The following is a 16,027-nucleotide window of genomic DNA, read 5'->3' as shown; positions in this document are numbered from 1 at the left end:
AGATTATATCGTCCAACGCGGATAAAGCGTCCGTTTGCACAGGATTGCATAAATAAGAGTGATCCGACCGGCAATAGTCAGTCACGGTTTGGTCAATAGACGATTTCGGGTCTTACAGCTGGTCGAGACGCATGCTTGCTACCTGTGCCATTCACTGCTTGAAGGACGTTGTCTTTGTATCAATTGGAAAAGCTGCTCCGTATCAGCAACATCCGTCAGGTGGTGCATCTTATCTTCAGTAGGATCGTATTTATTTGCTACTTCCGTTTTACCCTTTTGTTTAAGCGATTGCCATTTAAATTGGTGCAAAATTAATAAAACTGATGTGCAATAAGGAGAAATAATTGCGTATTTTTGTTCGACAAAATAAAAAGAACATGCATACGAGAGAAGAACAGATGAAAGCCTTCGGAAGGCTTCTCGATATCATGGACGATTTGCGCGAGAAATGTCCATGGGATCATAAACAGACCAATGAGAGCTTGCGGACGAACACCATTGAGGAGGCTTATGAGTTGAGCGACGCTTTGCTGGGCGACGATAAACAGCATATCTGCAAAGAGTTGGGTGACGTATTGTTGCAAGTTGTTTTCTATGCGAAGATCGGAAGCGAAACTGGCGATTTTGATATGAAAGATGTGTGCGATAAGCTTTGTGATAAACTGATTTACCGCCATCCTCATATTTATGGCCAGGTTGTAGCTGATACGGCAGAGAAAGTCGTCGATAATTGGGAGCAATTGAAGATGAAAGAAAAGGACGGGAATAAAATGATCCTGGGCGGCGTGCCGGCTTCCTTGCCGTCCGTGATCAAAGCTTACCGTATTCAAGACAGGGCGCGTGCGGTGGGATTCGATTGGGAAGAACGTTCTCAGGTCTGGAATAAAGTAAAGGAGGAAATCAGCGAATTTGAGGCGGAGGTGGAACAGATGGACAAGGAAAAGGCCGAAACAGAGTTCGGAGACGTGATGTTCAGCCTGATCAATGCGGCAAGGCTCTATCAACTGAATCCCGATAATGCGTTGGAACACGCGAACCGGAAGTTTATTCGCCGGTTTAATTATGTGGAAGAGCACACGGTCAAACGGGGGCGAAGTTTAAAGGAGATGACGCTCGAAGAAATGGATGCCGTTTGGAACGAGGCGAAAGCGCAGGAAGATCATTTGGAGCGGAAATGATTGAATCGGCGGAGTGTTGAGGTGAATTACCTGTGTCTCCTCACTCTTTCTTTATCTGGATGCCTCCCTTGCGGCCGATGCATGATCTTAAGCATGTGACGGTGGAATTGAATCTCCGCTCGCTGGATCAGGTAGATTTTCTTCGGAGGGATGATCTTTTTGAACTGTTCGATGTATTCCAAATCTAATTTGTCACAGGCGATTCTCGAATTTGCGAGCTCTTTCAAGATCTCTTCGTATTCGTGGTCGGTCATTTCTTTTCTCTCGCATTCGTCGGACTTGCGCCATGTTTCTTCGTGTATTTTGGCTTTCTTATCTTGCAGTTCGAAATAAACAGGGAAAAATGCCTTTGTTTCTTCGTGCGTCAGCCCTGCTTTCTCCCTCAGGTAGTCTTTCTGCTTCGCTCTGAATTCTTCGACATTAAAGCGTTGCGGATTTTTATTTTGAGCCTGCCCGAGGAAAGCGAGGCCAAATAACAGGCAACATAGTGAAATCGTTCTTCTCATCATGATCGTTTACGTTAATAATTCGCATCGGTTTCTGTCAGATACTGATACAGGGTATAGTCATCCATCATGGACTCGTTGGTGATCGTTTCCATATATTGGTCGGGGATGTCAAGGATTTCGACTACCATCGTTTCGTGGACAGCTGAGGCATGCTCCCTGATATGTTGGAACATTTTGAACATTAACATGATACCGGCGAACATTGCTGCCATATAAATCCAGGGTTTTATGCGTTGCCAGAGAGTAATGTTTAGGGGAGCAGAGTCCGGTTCTTTTTTCGGAAGCTTTGTCATCAAGTCCGATGCGAAGTTTTCGAAATAATTTTCAGGCACTTTGAACGGATTTTTGGTCCCGACCCTTTTTAATAAATCATCTTCTTGTTTCATGCCGTCTCATTTTTTTCATTCTTTAGATTATAAATCTGTCGAAAGGTTTAACTATTGTCTTTTAAATATTCTCGAATCTTTTTTATCGCATGGTGATAGGATGCTTTTAACGCACCGATGCTGGTTCCCAATACCTCGGAAATTTCATTGTACTTCATCTCCTGAAAATATTTCAGGTTGAATACCATACGCTGTTTCTCGGGTAAAGTGAGCAATGCTTTCTGGAAAAGTCGCTGTATCTCGTCGCCGTCGAAATCGGCATTATCTTCCAATCGATCGATCAATGGTGCTTCTGTGCCGTCGATCGATGCATGGGTTGTCGCTTTTTGTTTGTTCAGAAAGATTAAACATTCGTTAAAGGCTATGCGATAAAGCCACGTGGATAGTTTTGCTTCTCCCCGGAAATATGCTATATTGTCCCACGCTCTGAGGAACGTGTTCTGCAGAATATCGTTTGCATCGTCATGATTGAGCACCATGCGCCGAATTTGCCAGTACAGCTGTTCGGTGTAATGCTGGACGATCTGCCCGAAAGCATTCCTGTATCGGGAAGGATCTTGTAAAGAGGCTAATATTTCTTTTTCGTTATAATTGTTCATCCGTTTTTATTGCTTTAAAGTACGATCTTTAAGTTTTCGGACGCTAATATGGTATTCGGGAATATGCTGGATGCTTCTTCCAGCAATACGTTTTCGTCTTCGTAACGGGCAGAAAAGTGTCCGATGATCAATCGTTTTACTCCTGCCTCTTTAGCAATGGTCCCGGCTTGGAGGGAAGTGGTATGAAACGTTTCTCGGGCCCTGACGATGTCTCGATCCAACAGCGTAGCTTCGTGATACAGCAAATCGACGCCCTTTATTTGTTCGATGATCCGAGAGTAGTACACGGTGTCGGAACAGTAAGCATAACGGCGAGGAGGTGCTGACGGATAAGTGAGGCGTTCGTGCGGAATAAGCGTCCCGTCGGGTAGCTCATAGCCAGCACCGTTTTTTATGAGATTAATTTTATTTATCGGTATTTGATAAAAATCTATCATCTCGCGTTTGATATGATCGAGAGTTCTTTTTTCACAAAATAGGAATCCACATGTTGGGATCCGGTGTTTTAGCGGGATGGTGTTTACGCTTACCGATCTATCTTCATAAATTATTTCTTCTTTTTCCGGATGGACAGTATGAAATTCTACCTTGTAATTTATTCTTTTGCAGAAGTAATTCAATTGCGGTACTAATAACTTTTCCAAATCGACATGAGCATAGATATGCATCGTAGCAGTACGACCTAACAGATTGAAGGTAGAAAGTAGCCCGATCAAACCGAAGCAATGGTCACCGTGAAGGTGTGAAATGAAGATGTGGTTGAGTCGGGAAAATCTCAGTTTAGAACGCCTGAGTTGTAGTTGCGTGCCTTCTCCGCAATCGATCATAAACAGTTTTTCTCGGATGTTAACCACCTGTGAGGAAGCGAAATGTCGAATAGTGGGTAAGGCGGAACCGCAACCCAATATATATACTTCAAATTTTTCCATGTGTCAAATATAGTCCTTTTTTACTTATCGGACATGTAAAATAATGAAAATGTTATGAATGGATTTGATTTTATGCCTTTTTGATAGGGTTTTTAGGCTTTCTAACGCGATGTAAACGTCTTTTTGTGACGGAATGATATTTTTTCTCGTTTTTATTTGCTATAAAAAGAACGAAGCATTATTTTTACGAAATCAATTATATTAAAACCTTTAGTAGTATGGAAGTAAAATCTCAAATAATTGAATGTGTTCCTAATTTTAGCGAGGGACGAGACAAACACGTCATCGATCAAATAACCGGCGTCATAGAACGGGTGAAAGGAGTGAAATTGCTCAATGTGGATCCGGGAGAAGCTACGAATCGGACGGTAGTCACTTTTGTCGGTAATCCGGAGGCTGTTGTCGAGGCTGCTTTTTTAGCCGTGAAGAAGGCCGGACAAGTAATTGATATGCGGAATCATCATGGCGCTCATCCTCGGATGGGAGCGACGGATGTCTTGCCTTTAATTCCCGTGAGCGGTATCACCTTGGAAGAATGTGCTCAATATGCTCGAAGATTGGCCGAACGAATTGCCGATGAGCTGCAGATTCCTTGTTACTGCTATGAGGCGGCAGCTTATAGGGCGGAAAGAAAGAATTTGGCAGTTTGCAGAAAGGGGGAATACGAAGCGTTGGCGGAGAAGTTGGCTGATCCGGACAAAGCGCCTGACTTCGGAGCTCGTCTTTTTGACGAGGGAATAGCAAAAACGGGATGCACAGCGGTCGGAGCTCGCGATTTCCTGATCGCTGTGAACTTCAATCTGAATACGACTTCTACTCGTCGGGCCAATGCTATTGCTTTTGATGTGCGTGAAAAGGGACGCCCGGAGCGAGAAGGGGATTCGGTCGTCGGAAAGATCGTAAAGAACGAACAGGGAGAGCCTGTAATGAAGTCGGGAACGTTGAAATGTACGAAAGCTATCGGTTGGTATATCGATGAATATAAGATCGCTCAAGTCTCGATGAATATTACCAATATTAATGTGACCCCGCTTCACGTCGCTTTTGATGAAGTATGCAGGTGCGCCCAGAACAGGGGACTTCGGGTGACAGGGACGGAGATTGTGGGACTTGTTCCGAAACGGACACTGATAGAAGCGGGAAAATACTATTTGAAGAAACAGAACCGTTCGACGGGCATTCCGGAGGAAGACCTGATGAATATAGCTATCCGTTCCATGGGTTTGGGCGATCTGCATCCGTTCAATCCTCGGGAGAAAGTGATCGAGTATCTTTTGGAAGACGATAAGAAGAGGAAACTCGTCGATTTGACTGTGGATGAATTTGCTGATGAGACTTCTCGAGAATCTCCCGCTCCTGGCGGTGGGACGATTTCAGCTTATATGGGCGCCTTAGGCGCTGCTTTGGGAATCATGGTCGCCAATCTGTCAAGTCATAAGCCCGGTTGGGACGAACGCTGCGGCGAATTTAGTGAATGGGCGGATAAGGGACAACGGTTGATGGCCGAATTGCTCCACTTGGTTGATGAAGATACGGAAGCCTTTCATGCGATTATGAATGCCTTCGGCTTGCCGAAAACGACGCCGGAAGAAAAGGCGATCCGTTCGAAAGCGATTCAAGACGCTACCCTTTATGCGGCTCAGGTACCGCTAAGGACGATGAAAGTATCTTATCAAGTCTTTGAAGTATGTAAGGCCATGGCTGAGATGGGGAATCCGAATAGCGTGTCGGATACCGGAGTCGGTGCATTGGCGGCCAGAGGCGCTGTGCTTGGCGCCGGATTAAATGTAAAGATAAATGCTAAATCATTGACAGACAGAGAAACGGCCGAACGATTGATTGGAGAAGCCGACGCATTGATCACGAAAGCTAAGGAAATCGAAACGGAGATATGGAATATCGTTGAATCTAAAATTTAAATACTATGAAGAAAGAAGAATTTATAGCGGATATTCGTAGAGGAATTCCTGAGGAATTGCCGCAGCCTCAAGTTTATGATTTGGAAATCAATCATGCCCCGAAACGGAAGGATATCTTAACGCAGGAACAGAAGAAGTTGGCCATCCGAAATGCTTTACGCTATTTCCCCAGGAAGTTTCATGCCGTATTGGCCCCCGAATTTGCTGAAGAATTAAAGGAATACGGACGAATTTATATGTATCGCTTTCGTCCTCGTTATGACATGTATGCCCGCCCTATCGAGGAATATCCGCATCGTTCGCTTCAAGCGGCCGCTATCATGATGATGATTCAGAACAATCTGGATAAAGCGGTGGCGCAACATCCTCATGAACTCATCACTTACGGAGGGAACGGGGCTGTCTTTCAGAATTGGGCTCAGTATCGTTTGACTATGAAATATTTGAGCGAGATGACCGATGAACAAACCTTGGTGGTATATTCGGGCCATCCCTTGGGCTTGTTTCCTTCTCACAGGAATGCTCCTCGCGTAGTGGTTACGAATGGAATGATGATTCCGAATTATTCCAAGCAGGACGATTGGGAGAGAGGAAATGCGCTTGGCGTCAGTCAGTATGGACAAATGACGGCAGGCTCTTATATGTATATCGGCCCTCAAGGTATTGTTCATGGAACGACGATTACGGTCCTGAATGCAGCGAGAAAGAGGTTGAAACCCGGAGGAAAAGATATTCGCGGCATGCTGTTCGTTTCGTCGGGATTGGGAGGAATGTCGGGCGCTCAGCCTAAGGCGGGAAATATTGCCGGTGTGGTGAGCGTCGTGGCCGAAATTAATCCGAAGGCGGCTCAGAAACGATACGAACAAGGTTGGGTGGATGAGATACATTCGGAGTTGGAAGAACTGATTCCTGCCATTCGGAAAGCAGTCGACGGAAAGCGGACTGTTTCTATGGCCTATATTGGCAATGTCGTCGACTTATGGGAGCGGTTGGCGGATGAAAACGTATCGGTAGATTTGGGAAGCGATCAGACTTCTCTGCATAATCCGTGGGCTGGAGGGTATTATCCGGTGGGTATGACACTGGAAGAATCGAAGGTTATGATGGCCGATGATCCCGAGCAGTTTAAGGAACAGGTGCGCGCATCTCTTCGACGGCAAGTAACCGCCATCAATCAATTGACCGCCAGAGGCATGTATTTCTTTGATTACGGCAATGCTTTCTTATTGGAATCCTCTCGGGCGGGGGCCGACATCCTTTTGCCGGACGGCAAGTTTCGGTATCCTTCGTATGTTCAGGATATTATGGGGCCGATGTTCTTCGACTACGGCTTCGGGCCGTTCCGGTGGATCTGTACGTCTGGCGATCCGAAAGATTTGGCAGTCACCGATCGGTTGGCGACGGAAGTATTGGAAAAGGAGCGGACCACTGCACCGGAAGAAATTCATCCTCAGTTGGAGGATAATATCCATTGGATAAAGGAAGCGGGAAAAAATCGTTTGGTCGTCGGATCGCAGGCTCGAATCCTCTATGCCGATGCGGAAGGCAGAATCCGAATAGCCTTGGCTTTCAACAAGGCTATTCGGAAAGGAGAGATTGCCAAACCGATTGTCTTGGGACGAGATCACCACGACGTATCGGGCACGGATTCTCCATTCCGTGAAACCAGCAATATCTATGACGGTTCGCAGTTCTGTGCGGATATGGCGGTGCAGAATGTGATCGGCGATGCATTTCGCGGCGCTACGTGGGTTTCTATTCATAATGGCGGCGGCGTCGGCTGGGGAGAGGTCATCAACGGAGGGTTCGGTATGGTCATCGACGGAAGCGAAGCAGCCGAACGCCGGATTCGAGAGATGCTTTTCTGGGATGTAAACAATGGCATCGCCCGCAGAAGTTGGGCCCGCAACGATGGGGCGATGTTTTCTATCCGACGCGAAATGGAACGAACGCCGGATTTGAAAGTGACTCTACCGAATCTGGCGGACGATGCTGTCGTGGAACAGGCTATCGAGATATGTAAATAACTAAAATCGCTGTATGATGATACATAAAATAAGTGCAGACCATCTTTCCATCGAGAAAATCGATGAGATTATTCATAGAGGATATAGGTTGGAATTGAGCGAAGATGCTCGCCGTCGGATCACTCACTGTCGGGAATATCTGGACGAGAAAATAGCCAGAGATAAAGAGCCTATCTATGGCGTAACGACGGGTTTCGGCTCTTTGTGCAAAGTATCTATCGGCGCCGATCAGTTGTCGGAATTGCAAACCAATCTGATCATGTCGCATGCTTGTGGAGTCGGCGAGCGAGTGCCGAACGATATTGTAAAAATGATGATTTTGTTGAAGATCCAATCCTTGAGTTATGGTTATTCGGGCATTAAGCTGGATACCGTCGAGCGGCTGGTTGATTTTTTCAATCATGATATCTATCCGGTTGTGTATATGCAAGGTTCTTTAGGAGCTTCGGGCGATTTGGTTCCGTTGGCTCATCTTTGCCTGCCTTTGGTCGGTATGGGTGAGGTGGAATATCGAGGAGAGCGTCTCGCCGGTGCTGAGCTGTTGAAGAAGATGAACTGGGCGCCGATCAAGTTGGCTTCGAAAGAAGGGTTGGCGTTGCTGAACGGTACGCAGAATATGACCGGTTTTGCGGTATGGGCATTGATTAATGCCAAACGGTTGAGCGATTGGGCAGATAAAATTGCGGCGATGTCGTTGGAAGCGTTCGACGGACGAATTGAGCCGTTTACGCATACCGTTCATTTGGTTCGCCCGCATAAAGGGCAGCTTGAGACGGCCGACCGCATTCGCGGATTGTTGGAAGGTAGCGAACTGATAAGGCAACCCAAGGTCAATGTGCAGGACCCTTATTCGTTTCGGTGTATCCCGCAGGTGCATGGTGCCGTAAAGGATACGATCGATTACGTTTATTCGGTGATCGATCGGGAAATCAACTCCGTGACCGATAACCCGATTGTTTGCGAGGAGGATGATGCCGTCATTTCTGCCGGAAATTTCCATGGAGAGCCGATTGCCATGCCGTTGGATTTCTTGGCTATTGCTTTGTGTGAGTTGGATAATATCTCCGAACGTCGAATCTACCGACTGGTTTCCGGAACGAGAGGTTTGCCGAGTTTCTTGGTCGCTAATCCGGGGGTGAACAGCGGATTTATGATTACGCAGTACACGGCGGCGGCTGTGGTCAGTCAGAACAAAACGTTGGGTATGCCGGCCTCGGTCGACAGCATTCCTTCTTCTCAGGATCAGGAAGACCATGTCAGCATGGGAGCGAATGCGGCAACCAAATTATATAAGGTGGTATACAATACGGAGAAGGTATTGGCCATAGAGCTCTTCAATGCGGCGCAGGCCTTGGAGTTCCGCCGTCCGCTGAAATCTTCGCCTGCTGTCGAAGCCATCTTCGCGGATTACCGGAAGGTGGTTCCGTTTATTGAAGAAGATCAGGTGATGTACAAACATATTGCCCATTCTATCGAGTTCTTACGCTGATGAAACTGTTGGTGTATCATATCGGTATCTTGGCCGGGTTGGATTCGCACGGTTCGTTACGTCTGCAGGGAACCGAAATGAATCTTTTCGAATCCGTTCCGAATGCGTGGCTGTACGTGGAGGACGGGAAGTATGTGTCGTACGGAAGCATGGCCGATCTGCCTGCGGTTCATTACGACAAGGTTGTCGATGCAGAAGGCGGGGCGGTGCTTCCTTCCTGGTGCGATCCACATACGCATTTGGTTTATGCCGGCAGCAGAGAGCAAGAGTTCGTGGATAAGATTCGGGGATTGAGCTATGCGGAAATTGCCAAACGGGGCGGAGGGATTCTTAACTCTGCCGACTTGCTGCATGCTCTCTCCGAAGAGGAACTCTACCGGCAGGCCATGTGTCGGATGGATGAAATCGTTCGAAAAGGAACCGGTTGCGTGGAGATAAAGAGCGGTTACGGATTGAATACGGCGGATGAATTGAAGATGTTGCGCGTGATTCGGCGCATCAAGGAATCGACGCCGGCCGAGGTGGTTTCCACTTTTCTGGGCGCTCATGCGGTAGGCAGGGAATATGCCGGGAGGCAGGCCGATTATGTCGAGGTGGTTGTTCGGGAGATGATTCCGAACGTAGCGAAGGAACATTTGGCCGATTATATCGATGTGTTCTGCGATACGGGATTCTTTACGCCGGAGGAAACAGCCCGTATCTTGGAGGCTGGAGCGAAGTATGGCCTGCAGCCCAAGATACATGCTGACGAATTGGCTTCTTCGGGAGGAGTCGAGGTGGGAGTGAAGCATCATGCCTTATCGGTGGATCATCTGGAAAGCATGACGGAAGACGAGATCGAGCTTTTGAAAGGCACTGCCACCATGCCGACCGTTCTACCCGGCACTTCGTTCTTCCTGAACCTGCCTTATGCCAAAGCTCGTCGGATGATCGATCGAGGCTTGGGTATCGCGGTAGCTTCCGATTATAATCCGGGCTCGACGCCTTCGGGCGATATGAAGTTCATTGTTTCGTTAGCTTGCATCAAATTGCGGCTGCTCCCCGCCGAGGCGATGAATGCCGCCACATTGAACGCTGCTTATGCCATGGGTTTGAGTAAAGATTACGGCTCGATTCGAAAGGGAAAGGTTGCCAACTTCTTTCTAACAGAGTCCATACCTTCCGTTGATTTTATACCTTATGCTTATACTGCTCCTCTTATCCGTAGGGTATTCTTGCGGGGAGAAGAGATATTATAGTATAAATTCTTTGCGATATCGGTTCTGTTGCAGCAGATCATCCGCAACGTGGCTGCCGATGCCGAGGTGTCAGTCCCACTGCAGCATGCGGTGGATCCGTTGCAGGTGCACGACGTGGCGTCTGCCGGTGTTGCTTGCTCCGCGCAGTGCGACGTATCGGTTTTTTCCGGCGGGCAGCCTCGAGCCATCTGTTCTTTTATAGGTTGGCGAACATTTCGAGGGTGGGAGAGGGCCGAGAATAAAAGTTAGGAGGTAAACTTGCAAGTTTACCTCCTAACCGATTTTTCTTATCATGAAAGAGTATGCTAATTACTTATCATCCCCTTTTTCCATTTGTTCTTTCAAAGCAGCCAATGCATCCAAATCGCCCAACGTGGTGGAAGCAGCTTGGTTCTGGATTACCGGAACATCGTCTTTCTTCTGCGACCTCTTGGTCTTGCGTTCCGCCCTCGCTTCGGCTTTCTGAGCGTCTTCGTAGATACGGCTGTGAGAAAGGATGATACGTTTGGCATCTTTGTTGAATTCGATGACTTTGAACGGTAATTTCTCATCCAACTGCGCCTGCGTTCCGTCTTCTTTGACTAAATGTTTGGGAGTAGCGAAACCCTCGACCCCGTATGGCAAGGCAATCACGGCACCTTTGTCAAGCATCTCTACGATCTGTCCTTCGTGAACGGAACCTACGGTGAATACCGTTTCGAATACGTCCCAAGGATTCTCTTCCAACTGCTTGTGACCAAGACTTAGACGACGGTTTTCCTTATCGATTTCGAGCACGATGACGTCGATATCCGCACCGATTTGAGTAAATTCGCTGGGATGTTTGATCTTCTTCGTCCATGATAGGTCTGAGATATGGATCAGGCCGTCGACTCCTTCTTCGAGTTCGACAAATACGCCGAAGTTCGTAAAGTTGCGAACTTTAGCCACGTGTTTGGAACCGATCGGGTATTTTTCTTCGATCGTCTCCCACGGATCCGGTTTAAGCTGCTTGATGCCTAAAGACATCTTGCGTTCTTCGCGGTCTAATGTGAGGACGACCGCTTCGATTTCGTCTCCCACTTTTAGGAAGTCTTGTGCCGAACGTAAATGCTGCGACCACGACATTTCCGAAACGTGGATCAACCCTTCTACACCCGGAGCGATTTCGACGAAAGCACCATAATCGGCCATCACTACGACTTTGCCCTTCACCGTATCGCCTACCTTCAGGTTCGGATCGAGCGCATCCCACGGATGGGGAGTCAATTGTTTCAGACCTAAGGCGATACGCTTGCGATCTTCGTCGAAGTCGAGAATAACGACATTCAGTTTTTCGTCCAACGCTACGACTTCGTGCGGATCGTTGACGCGTCCCCATGAAAGATCTGTGATGTGGATCAGTCCGTCTACGCCGCCTAAGTCGATAAATACGCCGTACGAGGTGATGTTTTTGACAATTCCTTCGAGCACCTGTCCCTTTTGCAACTTGCCGATGATTTCCTTCTTCTGTTGTTCCAATTCCGCTTCGATCAGCGCTTTGTGAGACACGACGACATTCTTGAATTCCTGATTGATCTTGACCACCTTGAATTCCATAGTTTTACCTACAAATACGTCGTAGTCGCGAATAGGCTTCACATCGATTTGAGAACCCGGCAGGAAAGCTTCGATACCGAATACATCCACGATCATACCGCCCTTGGTACGACACTTGATGAAGCCTTTAATAATTTCTTGATTTTCCAGCGCAGCATTGATCTGATCCCACGCACGGGTTGCACGAGCTTTTTTGTGCGACAGAATCAGCTGCCCTTTCTTGTCTTCCTGATTGTCGATGTATACTTCTATCGTATCGCCGACTTTTAATTCAGGATTGTACCGGAATTCGCTCAGGGGAATAACGCCGTCGGATTTGTAGCCGATATTGACCACTACTTCCCGCTTGTTCATAGCGATGACTTTCCCTTCCACTACTTCCCGGTCGGTTACATTGTGTAGCGTACCGTCGTACGCCTGTTCTTGTTCTTCGCGACTTACTTCAGTGGTTGATTCACCGTGTTCGTAAGCGTCCCAATTGAAATCTTCAACAGGTTGAATGTTTTTTAATTCTTCCATTAAAAAATTGTTAGTTAATAAAATTAATTACATTAGACATTATATTGATATATAATCCGATCGCAAAGGTACAACAATTTGCTGAAACATAAATAAGTTGATAATTTTTTTTCTATTTCTTCTCGTTGTATGCACAGGTAATCGTTCGGATCCAGCGAATAAGCTCTCTTTCTTTCTACTTCGTGAATCCTTTGATTTTCGACCGAATGGAAATTAGTATCAACAAAGAAAAAATATTTTGTCTCAATGTGCAATAGGAAAATATATAGTATATTTGTATCGATAAAAATAAATCTTAAATCTATCGAAAATATGACAAAGAAATACAGGTATTTCTGGATGTTTATCAATATCTCTAAAAAGCCAACGAGCATGCTGTCCATCGTAACTGGCTTTTGATAGAGAGAATATAATCACTGTGTTTATCGAACTCTTGTCGAGAGAACATAATTGAAAATTAATATTGTATGATTAAAACGTATTGCCTATGAGAAAGTGAAATACTTTTTTGCAGAGAATAATTCTGATGATAAAATTACACATGTTATTACTTTAAATCTTAGAACATGAACAAGCCTTTTTTAAATTTATTTCGTAAGACACTGAGTCTTATTTTGATCTTCGTGATGTTTTCAGTTGCAGCATTCGCCCAACGAATCACAGTAAATGGAAAAGTCGCCGATGGAAACGGAGAGCCGCTGATCGGCGTGAATGTTTCCGTGAAAGGAACGACTATGGGCATTATTACGGACGTAGACGGTAATTACACGCTCCAAGTTCCTGCTAATGGTACGCTTGTTTTTTCATACATCGGTTATAAGACCCAAGAAATTATCGTCGGAAACCGGACGACGATCAATGTAATCATGAAAGAAGATACCGAGCAGATAGAAGAAGTGGTGGTGGTCGGTTACGGTGTTCAGAAGAAAGTGACGGTCACCGGAGCCGTCGCTACTATTTCCGGTAAAGATTTGCAGGTGTCTCCGACCTCCAACCTGTCGAATGGAATGGTAGGCCGTATCCCCGGTGTCATCGGCTTCCAGACTGCTGACGAACCCGGCGGAGGTGCAAGTACGATCCGCATTCGCGGTACGAACTCTTTAGGCAGTAAGGATCCGTTGGTCGTGATTGACGGTATTCCTGACCGTGCCGGCGGTTTGAACCGTTTGAACCCGAACGAAATCGAGAGCATGTCCGTATTGAAAGATGCCGCCGCCGCCATCTACGGCGCCCGTGGAGCTAACGGCGTTATCTTAATTACGACGAAACGCGGTAAAGAAGGTAAGGCGGTTGTGAACTTCGACGCGAGCTACGGATTCTCTCGAGCCAATCGTTTACCGAAAATGTGTAACGCCTTTGAGTACGCGACTATGGTCAATGAGATCAATCCCGGCACATGGAGTGAAAAAGACCTCGAATCGTTCAAAAACCATGACGATCCGTGGGATCACCCGGACACGGATTGGTTCGATACCACCATCAAGAGTTTCTCGCCGACATACCGTACGGATATGGGCGTGCAGGGTGGTTCCGAAAAGTTCAAATTCTATGTGAATTTATCGGCCAACGGAGAAGACGGTATCTACCGTCGTTCAAGTAATCGCTTCGATCAGTATGCGATACGTACGAATCTGGATTTCAAGCTTAACGAATACGTCTCGATCTCGGTGGGAAATGAAATGCGTTTGGAGGATACACACTATCCGATGAAGAGCGCAGGCTCTATCTTCTCCGGTATCCGTCGCGGTAAACCCACGCAGGTTGCTTTCTGGCCTACCGGCCAAGCCGGACCTGACTTGGAACGGGGCGACAACCCCGCTGTCACTTCTACGGATGAGGCCGGTACGGACCGTCAGAAAAACTACTATGTACAAAACAATATTACCGGCATATTCAAGATTCCGGGAGTGGAAGGCCTGACGTTGACGGGAACGGCTTCCTACGATAAGCACTTCTTCAATCGCAGTCGGTTCGAGAAGCCTGTCATCCTGTATACTCGAGATACTTCCAAACCGAAGGACGCTTCTTCGCTGACCGGTGCGAGACGTTATATCGATGCTCCCCGTTATAGCAAATACGTTAATGACTATACCGACTGGATGCTCAATGTCACAGCCAATTACGAAAGGACTTTCGATAGCCATACGTTTGGCATCATGGCTGGCGTCGAGGGACAGAGCAAGGAGATGGAGTATATGTATGCTCGCCGCCAGAATTATGTGTCCGGTGCGAAGGCCGAATTGAGCTTAGGCTCTGCTGAGGGTATGGAAAACGAGGGCTATTCTTGGAAAGAGACTCGTTTGAACTATTTCGGTCGCGTTAATTATAACTATTTGGAACGGTACTTGATCGAGTTTGTGTGGCGTTATGACGGTTCGTACCGTTTTCCGAAAGCACATCGTTACGGTTTCTTTCCCGGCGTATCGGCGGCATGGCGTATGTCTGAAGAATCGTGGTTTAAGGAGCATATACACTTCATCACTTACGCCAAGTTGCGCGGATCTATCTCGCAGACCGGTAATGATGCGTTATTGGATTCGGATGGCAATTATGACCGTTCCATTCAATATTTGGATACGTATGCCTTCACTACCCAAGGCGTCGTATTCGGTAATGAAGAGCAAAGACGGTTATATCCTTCCCGTACCCCCAACCCCGATATCACTTGGGAACGCGGTACTACTTATGATATCGGTCTCGACCTTCGTTTCCTGAACGACCGCTTAAGTATCGAAGCCGATTACTTCTACCATAAGCGTACCCACATGTTGATTTCCCGTAACGCTTCTTTGCCGCAGGTAACCGGCATTACGTTGCCTCGTGAAAATATCGGTAGAATGCGTAACCAAGGTTTTGAAATGTTGGTCAGCTGGCAGGATCGCAAGGGCGATTTCAACTATGGCGCATCTTTCAACATGACTTGGGCTAACAATAAGATTTTGTATTGGGACGAGGTCCCCGGAATTCCGGAATATCAAAAATCGACCGGGATGCCGGTAGGCGCAAGATTGTATTATAAGACGGACGGTATATTCCATACGCAGCAGGAAATCGACGCCTATCCGCACTGGACAGGTGCCGTTCCCGGCGATGTTAAGTTCGTCGACGTAAATAAGGATGGGGCTATCGATGCTAACGATCGCGTTCGTTCCAACAAGACTTACGAACCGAAATTCGTCGGCGGTCTGACATTGACGGCTGGTTACAAAAATTGGGATCTCTCGGCATTGATTCAAGGAGCTTTAGGCGGACAGGCTTACATCAAAACCTGGTCGGGCACTATCGGTAACTTCTTGAAAGAATACTATGACAACCGTTGGACTCCGGAAAACCCGAATGCGAAAGGCCCTCGTACTTACGAACGCGAAAATCAATACTGGGCAGGTTCTTACGAGGGGGATCATGCTAACGACTTTTTTCTGAGAAGCGGGGATTACCTCCGACTGAAGAATTTAGAAATCGGTTATGCGGTGGGTGAAAAAACGCTGAAAGCCATCGGTTTCTCTAAGCTTCGTTTCTATGTCAGTGGTCGTAACTTGTTGACATTGGACCATATCAAGGTGGCCGACCCCGAGTCGCGTAATCCTAATTTGGAGAACTATCCTCAACGAGTATTCTATCATATAGGTTTTCAAGCAACATTCTAAATCCGATTA

At 46.9% G+C, this 16,027-nt stretch carries 11 protein-coding genes; 6 read left to right on the top strand and 5 right to left on the bottom strand.

The features are described from left to right. Positions 1–377 precede the first annotated feature (377 nt). The gene (gene mazG, locus BN102_RS05775; RefSeq protein WP_019208161.1) at positions 378–1,178 is read left to right on the top strand and encodes a nucleoside triphosphate pyrophosphohydrolase; all 801 of its coding nucleotides are present in this window, start codon (positions 378–380) and stop codon (positions 1,176–1,178) included. Between the two features lie 26 nt (positions 1,179–1,204). Here mazG and BN102_RS05770 read toward each other — a convergent pair whose 3' ends face one another. The 4 genes from BN102_RS05770 to BN102_RS05755 are packed head-to-tail and all read right to left on the bottom strand — an operon-like array spanning position 1,205 to position 3,601. Beyond that, on the bottom strand, positions 1,205–1,687 hold the full coding sequence (locus BN102_RS05770) for a hypothetical protein (protein ID WP_019208160.1): 483 nt from the start codon (positions 1,685–1,687) through the stop codon (positions 1,205–1,207). Between the two features lie 11 nt (positions 1,688–1,698). Then, positions 1,699–2,073 carry a hypothetical protein gene (locus tag BN102_RS05765; protein WP_019208159.1) on the bottom strand — a complete coding sequence of 125 codons (375 nt, stop codon included), beginning with the start codon at positions 2,071–2,073 and terminating at the stop codon, positions 1,699–1,701. A gap of 47 nt (positions 2,074–2,120) precedes the next feature. Continuing rightward, the gene (locus tag BN102_RS05760) at positions 2,121–2,672 is read right to left on the bottom strand and encodes an RNA polymerase sigma factor (protein WP_019208158.1); all 552 of its coding nucleotides are present in this window, start codon (positions 2,670–2,672) and stop codon (positions 2,121–2,123) included. A 14-nt stretch (positions 2,673–2,686) separates the two neighbouring features. After that, on the bottom strand, positions 2,687–3,601 hold the full coding sequence (locus BN102_RS05755; RefSeq protein ID WP_019208157.1) for a ribonuclease Z: 915 nt from the start codon (positions 3,599–3,601) through the stop codon (positions 2,687–2,689). A 218-nt stretch (positions 3,602–3,819) separates the two neighbouring features. On the opposite strand from BN102_RS05755, the gene ftcD reads away from it, so the two are divergent. The 4 genes from ftcD to hutI are packed head-to-tail and all read left to right on the top strand — an operon-like array spanning position 3,820 to position 10,274. Beyond that, a complete protein-coding gene (ftcD, locus tag BN102_RS05750) occupies positions 3,820–5,520 on the top strand; it encodes a glutamate formimidoyltransferase (RefSeq protein ID WP_019208156.1) in 1,701 nt (566 codons plus the stop codon). Positions 5,521–5,525: 5 nt separating this feature from the next. After that, entirely contained in the window at positions 5,526–7,547 is a 2,022-nt protein-coding gene (locus BN102_RS05745) for a urocanate hydratase (RefSeq protein WP_019208155.1), read from the top strand. Positions 7,548–7,563: 16 nt separating this feature from the next. Next, positions 7,564–9,036, top strand: a complete 1,473-nt coding sequence (gene hutH / locus BN102_RS05740; RefSeq protein WP_035455554.1) for a histidine ammonia-lyase — start codon at positions 7,564–7,566, stop codon at positions 9,034–9,036. Continuing rightward, a complete protein-coding gene (gene hutI, locus BN102_RS05735; protein WP_019208153.1) occupies positions 9,036–10,274 on the top strand; it encodes an imidazolonepropionase in 1,239 nt (412 codons plus the stop codon). Before hutH ends, hutI begins: the two co-directional genes overlap by 1 nt. 309 nt (positions 10,275–10,583) lie before the next feature. Here hutI and rpsA read toward each other — a convergent pair whose 3' ends face one another. Beyond that, entirely contained in the window at positions 10,584–12,371 is a 1,788-nt protein-coding gene (gene rpsA / locus BN102_RS05725) for a 30S ribosomal protein S1 (protein WP_019208151.1), read from the bottom strand. A gap of 566 nt (positions 12,372–12,937) precedes the next feature. Between rpsA and BN102_RS05715 the strand changes: the two genes are divergently transcribed. Continuing rightward, positions 12,938–16,018: a SusC/RagA family TonB-linked outer membrane protein gene (locus tag BN102_RS05715; RefSeq protein WP_021311055.1), complete on the top strand. Its 3,081-nt coding sequence runs from the start codon at positions 12,938–12,940 to the stop codon at positions 16,016–16,018. The last annotated feature ends 9 nt before the right edge of the window (positions 16,019–16,027 follow it).

The organism is Phocaeicola abscessus CCUG 55929, assembly GCF_000312445.1.
In the GTDB taxonomy this organism is placed as follows: domain Bacteria; phylum Bacteroidota; class Bacteroidia; order Bacteroidales; family Bacteroidaceae; genus Phocaeicola; species Phocaeicola abscessus.
The sequence above is the reverse complement of the archived record's forward strand: the minus strand, read 5'-3'. Positions and strand labels throughout refer to the sequence as shown.

Excerpts from the sequence above, each read along its gene's own strand:
- ftcD (WP_019208156.1), top strand. The coding sequence starts at position 3,820 with ATGGAAGTAAAATCTCAAATAATTGAATGTGTTCCTAATTTTAGCGAG.
- mazG (WP_019208161.1), top strand. The coding sequence starts at position 378 with ATGCATACGAGAGAAGAACAGATGAAAGCCTTCGGAAGGCTTCTCGAT.
- BN102_RS05745 (WP_019208155.1), top strand. The coding sequence starts at position 5,526 with ATGAAGAAAGAAGAATTTATAGCGGATATTCGTAGAGGAATTCCTGAG.
- rpsA (WP_019208151.1), bottom strand. The coding sequence starts at position 12,371 with ATGGAAGAATTAAAAAACATTCAACCTGTTGAAGATTTCAATTGGGAC.
- hutH (WP_035455554.1), top strand. The coding sequence starts at position 7,564 with ATGATACATAAAATAAGTGCAGACCATCTTTCCATCGAGAAAATCGAT.
- BN102_RS05715 (WP_021311055.1), top strand. The coding sequence starts at position 12,938 with ATGAACAAGCCTTTTTTAAATTTATTTCGTAAGACACTGAGTCTTATT.
- BN102_RS05760 (WP_019208158.1), bottom strand. The coding sequence starts at position 2,672 with ATGAACAATTATAACGAAAAAGAAATATTAGCCTCTTTACAAGATCCT.
- BN102_RS05765 (WP_019208159.1), bottom strand. The coding sequence starts at position 2,073 with ATGAAACAAGAAGATGATTTATTAAAAAGGGTCGGGACCAAAAATCCG.
- hutI (WP_019208153.1), top strand. The coding sequence starts at position 9,036 with ATGAAACTGTTGGTGTATCATATCGGTATCTTGGCCGGGTTGGATTCG.
- BN102_RS05755 (WP_019208157.1), bottom strand. The coding sequence starts at position 3,601 with ATGGAAAAATTTGAAGTATATATATTGGGTTGCGGTTCCGCCTTACCC.
- BN102_RS05770 (WP_019208160.1), bottom strand. The coding sequence starts at position 1,687 with ATGATGAGAAGAACGATTTCACTATGTTGCCTGTTATTTGGCCTCGCT.